This window comes from Kocuria tytonicola (assembly GCF_003687455.1).
Taxonomy (GTDB): domain Bacteria; phylum Actinomycetota; class Actinomycetes; order Actinomycetales; family Micrococcaceae; genus Kocuria; species Kocuria tytonicola.
In genome coordinates, this window is record NZ_PHOA01000131.1 from 1 (window position 1) to 5154 (window position 5154).

Consider the following 5154-nt stretch of genomic DNA (forward strand, 5'->3'; position numbering starts at 1 on the left):
CCGCACGTCCGCCCCACGCCTCGACCGCGGGGACGTGCCCTCGGCCGCCGCGCTCGAGGCGTGGGGCGGACGTGCGGTGGTGGGCGGCGTCGTGGGCGGGCGCACCGTGTGGCGCACGGACCTGGCCCGCGCCGTGGACACCCTGGACCGGTTGCGCGCCGCGGCGCACGGGCCGGTGGCTGTGGGCACGGCGACGCCGCTGCTGCACGTCCCGCACGACGCCGCCCGCGAGACCGGGCTGGACCCCGAGGTGCGCCGCTGGGTGGCGTTCGCGGACCAGAAGGTCACCGAGGTGGCGGACCTGGCCCGCGGCGTGGCCCACGGGTGGGACGCGATCGCGGAGCCCCTGGCCGAGGACGCCGAGATCCGCGCCGCCCGTGCCGCGCACCCGGCCACCCACCGGGCGGAGGTCCGCGAGCGCACGGCGGCGGTGCGGCCCGAGGACCGGGTGCGGGCGGCGTCGGAGGAGCGCCGGGCGGCCCAGCACGCGCGGCTGGACCTGCCCCCGCTGCCCACCACGACCATCGGCTCCTTCCCACAGACGGCCGAGATCCGCGCGACCCGCGCCGCCCACCGGGCGGGGCGCTTGGACGAGGGCGCCTACACGGAGGCGATCCGCGAGGAGATCGCCCGGACCGTGCGCGCCCAGGAGGAGCTGGGCCTGGACGTGCTCGTGCACGGTGAGCCCGAGCGCAACGACATGGTGCAGTACTTCGCAGAGGCCCTGGACGGCTTCGCCACCACGCAGCACGGCTGGGTGCAGTCCTACGGTTCGCGGTGCACGCGCCCGTCCATCCTGTTCGGGGACGTCTCCCGGCCGGCACCCATCACGGTGGACTGGACGCGGTATGCGGCGTCGCTCACGGAACGGCCCGTCAAGGGCATGCTCACGGGTCCGGTCACGATCCTCGCGTGGTCCTTCGTGCGGGACGACGTCCCCGCGGCCGAGGTCGCGGACCAGGTGGCGCTGGCCCTGCGGGACGAGATCGCGGACCTGGAGGCCGCCGGGACCGCCGTGATCCAGGTGGACGAGCCCGCCCTGCGCGAGCTGCTGCCGCTGCGCGAGGCGGACCGCCCCGCGTACCTGGACTGGTCCGTGGGCTCCTTCCGGCTCGCCACGGGCGCCGCCGGGACCGCCACCCAGGTCCACACGCACCTGTGCTACTCGGAGTTCGAGACCGTGCTGGACGCCATCGAGGGCCTGGACGCTGACGTCACCACCCTGGAGGCCTCCCGCTCGGGCTCGGGCATCGTGGCCGGTCTCGCGGCCGCGGGCTTCCCGCGGGACGTGGGCCCCGGCGTGTGGGACATCCACTCCCCGCGCGTTCCCACCTTCGAGGAGGTCGCCCAGCGCGTGCGGCACGCGGCGCACGCCATCGGCGCGGAGCGCGTGTGGGTCAACCCGGACTGCGGGCTCAAGACCCGCGCGTGGCCCGAGACGGAGGCCGCCCTCGACCGGCTGGTCGCCGCGGCCGTCACGGTGCGCGCGGAGCTCGCGCGGGACGACGCCGCCGCGCAGCCCCGTGACGCCCGGCCCGCCCTCGCCGCGGAGCGCTGAGCACCGCACCCCACGGCCCCCACGGGTCGACTTCCAGAGCACACGGCGTGGCCGTGCCGCCGCTCCCACCGGGGCGGCACGGCCACCGAGGAACGGAGAACCCCATGACCACCACCACGGCTCCCCCACCGCTGGGGACACCGATCGTCCAGCCCATCCACCACAGCGCGGCGTACGCGTTCGAGACCCTCGCGGACGCACGCGCGGTGTTCGCCCAGCGGGCCGGCGGGGTCACGTACGCGCGGACGGGCAACCCGAACGTGGCCGCGCTGGAGGCGGAGATCGCCCGGCGGGAGCGCGGGGTGGCTGCCGTGGCGGCGTCGTCGGGCCAGGCGGCCGTGGCGCTCGCGCTGCTGACGCTCACGGGACCGGCGCGGGACGCGCACGCCGTGGTGTCCTCGCGGATCTACGGCGGGACCGTGGACCTGCTCACGGACAGCCTCGCGGACACGGGTCTGGAGGTGACGTTCGCGGACCCGCGCGTTCCCCAGCAGTGGGAGGACGCGGTGCGGGACGGCACCCGCGTGTTCTTCCTGGAGACGATCGCGAACCCGCTCACCGAGCTGCCCGAGCTGGAGGCCATTGCGCGGATCGCCCACCGCCACGGTGCGGTGGTGCTCGTGGACAACACCGTGGCCACCCCGCAGCTGTTCACGCCCGGGGAGCACGGCGCGGACTTCGGGGTGCACTCGGCCACCAAGTACCTCGCCGGGCACGGCGGCCCCCTGGGCGGGCTGCTCGTGGCCACGGGCGGTTTCGACCCCGCGGACGACGCCGCCCGCTGGCCCTGGCTCACCGAGGCCCACCACCGCTGGGGCGGGCGGTCCCCGGTGGAGGTCTTCGGCGCGCAGAAGGCCGTGCTGGGCGTGGCCCGCTGCAAGTACCTCAACGACCTCGGCCCGTGCCTGGGGGCCACCGCCGCCCACGAGATCCTGCAGGGCACGGCCACCCTGGACGTGCGGGTGCAGCGCCAGTCCGCCACCGCCGCAGCACTCGCGGCCGTTCTTGTGGACCACCCCGCGGTGGAGCGTGTGCACCACCCGTCCCTCGCCGAGGGGCGGCAGCACGAGCTGTACGCGGAGGGAGGCTACCGCGGGGGCGGCGGGCTGCTGTCCTTCGCGGTCCGCGGCACCGCGGCGGACGCGGAGACCGTGGTGAACGGGCTGGAGCGCATCCGGCTCGCGGCCAACGTCGGGGACGTCCGCACCCTGGTGGCCCACCCGGCCGGCATGACCCACTGCCGGCTCACCCCCGAGCAGTTCCGGGCGAGCGGGATCACCGAGCGGACCCTGCGACTCTCCGTGGGGCTCGAGGACCCGGCGGAGCTCACGGCGGACCTGCTGCGGGCGCTCGCGCGGCTCGCCCCCGCCGCGGGGGTTCCCTCCGCTGAGGCCCCGGCCGCGCAAGCCCCCGCACGCCCACGAGAACCTGTGACCGCCGCGGCCGACTGAGTGCCGGTCGCTGTGCGCGACCCGCAGAACGCCGTCCTCAGAGCTGCGTCTCCTGCGCACCCGCCATCGGGTGTGTCCCACCGGGCATCGCCGCCTGCGCAGCGCGCCCCACGGCCCGCACTGTCCGCCGCCGGAACGCAGCGCCGCCCGCAGTGCCCACCACCGTCCAGACGAGGAGCCTCACCATGACCCGCCCCACCGGCACCCTGCCGGGACTTGCCACCCGCGCCGTCCACGACGGCCAGCAGCCGGACCCCGTGACCGGCGCCGTGGTCCCGCCCATCTACCAGACCTCCACGTTCGTGCAGGACGGGGTCAACGAGTTCCGCACCGGCGGCCACGAGTACAGTCGGGGTTCCAACCCCACGCGCAACGGCTTCGAGGAGCAGCTCGCGTCCCTGGAGCGCGGCACGCGCGCCTTCGCGTTCGCCTCCGGGATGGCCGCGGAGGACGCCCTGCTCCGCGCGGTCCTCGCTCCCGGGGACCACGTGGTGCTCGCGTCGGACGTCTACGGCGGCACGTTCCGCCTGGTGGACCAGGTCCTCTCCTCGTGGGGCATCGAGCACAGTGTCGTCCCCTCCGCCTCCGCCGACGACGCCGCGGCCACCGTCCGCCCGGGCGTCACCCGGGTGCTGTGGTTGGAGACGCCCTCCAACCCGCTGCTCAGAGTGGCGGACGTTGCCGCGTGGGCGGTGGTGGCCCGCGACGCCGGCGCCCTGCTCGTCGTGGACAACACCTTCGCCACGCCCGCCCTCCAGAATCCCCTGACCCTGGGTGCCCACGCGGTGGTGCACTCCACCACCAAGTACATCGGGGGCCACTCGGACGTCCTCGGCGGTGCGGTGGTGGTGGGCGACGCCGCGTGGCGGGGTGAACCGCTCGCGGAGCTGATGGCGTTCCAGCAGTTCGCGTGCGGTGCGGTGGCCGGTCCGTTCGACGCGTTCCTCGCGGCGCGCGGTCTCAAGACCCTGCCCCTGCGCGTGGAGCGGCACTGCGCCAACGCGCTGGAGGTCGCCCGGTTCCTGCGGTCCCGGGAGGACGTGGCCGAGGTGAACTACCCCGGCCTGGAGGAGCACCCGCAGCACGAGCTGGCCGCGCGCACCCTCAACGGCGGTTTCGGCGGCATTGTCTCGTTCCGCCCGGCCGGAGGGGTGGCCGCGGCCCACGAGTTCGTGCGCGCGTCCCGGCTCTACAGCCTGTCGGTGAGCCTGGGCGGTGTGGAGTCCCTGGCGTGCGTGCCCCACAGCATGACCCACGCCTCCCGGGTGGGCACCCCGTACGAGGTGCCGGAGGACCTGGTGCGGCTGTCCGTGGGGATCGAGGACCTCGCGGACCACCTGGCGGACCTGGCGCAGGCACTGGATGCCGCCGCGGGGGCGTCCACCGGGGACAGCAGGGGCAGAGGTAGCAGGGACACCAGCAGCGTGGCACGCGCCGCGTGAGCGGGTGGGAGTGCGGGGCGCCGGAGGACGGGAGCGCCGGAAAACGGAGCCGCGCACCCGCCGGACCTCAGGAGCCCACCGGGCCTGACGGCGGCGTCGTCCGAGCGACCACCCAGCCAGCCCCGCAACCTGGCGGCGTCGTCCGAACGTCACGCGCACCGCCCGCACCACCCGACGGCGTCGTCCGAACAGCCACCCCCGCCACCCACTACCATGGGGGCACAAGCCACCGGGCCGCCGTTCCCCCAGATCCTCACCGGATGGGGCCGGCCGCCCGGGGCACGGAGTGGGACGGACGAGGAGCGCATCGGGTGGAGGTCGCTGTATCCGCGATCGGCAGCCGCGGGGACGTCGTCCCGTTCGCCCACCTCGCCTCCCGACTCAGCGCGGCGGGCCACCGCGTCACCCTCGTGACCCACGACTCCGCCGTGGACTCCCTGCCTCCTGAGCTGCGCGTGCTCCCCGTCCCGAGCGACCCGCGAGCGCTGATGGCCGGTCCCGCCGGACGCGCCGCCCTGCGCTGGAACCCCCGGGACCTGAACCGCTCACGGGACCTGTTCGCGGACTTCCTGCACTCCGGCTACGCCCCCGCCCGGGAGGCGCTGCGGCACGCGGACGTGCTCGTGGCCTCCACGTTCTCGATCGCCGCGGTCCACGCCGCCCTGCAGCGTCACGTTCCGGTGGTGCGCGCCCACATGTGGCC

At 75.6% G+C, this 5154-nt stretch carries 4 protein-coding genes; all 4 read left to right on the forward strand.

The features are described 5' to 3' along the window. Positions 1–1558, forward strand: a 1558-nt coding sequence (gene metE, locus CWC38_RS10805; protein WP_121846737.1) for a 5-methyltetrahydropteroyltriglutamate--homocysteine S-methyltransferase, incomplete at its 5' end; no start/stop codon positions are given. A gap of 104 nt (positions 1559–1662) precedes the next feature. Further along, positions 1663–3009 (forward strand): PLP-dependent transferase, encoded by a 1347-nt coding sequence (locus tag CWC38_RS10810; RefSeq protein ID WP_121846738.1) that lies wholly within the window; start codon positions 1663–1665, stop codon positions 3007–3009. A 185-nt stretch (positions 3010–3194) separates the two neighbouring features. Next, positions 3195–4451 carry a cystathionine gamma-synthase gene (locus tag CWC38_RS10815; RefSeq protein WP_121846739.1) on the forward strand — a complete coding sequence of 419 codons (1257 nt, stop codon included), beginning with the start codon at positions 3195–3197 and terminating at the stop codon, positions 4449–4451. A gap of 311 nt (positions 4452–4762) precedes the next feature. Then, positions 4763–5154 (forward strand): glycosyltransferase (locus tag CWC38_RS10820; protein ID WP_165860407.1); only part of this gene is annotated, 392 nt, incomplete at its 3' end.

Coding starts and splice junctions, on each gene's coding strand:
- CWC38_RS10810 (WP_121846738.1), top strand. CDS start 1,663: ATGACCACCACCACGGCTCCCCCACCGCTGGGGACACCGATCGTCCAG.
- CWC38_RS10815 (WP_121846739.1), top strand. CDS start 3,195: ATGACCCGCCCCACCGGCACCCTGCCGGGACTTGCCACCCGCGCCGTC.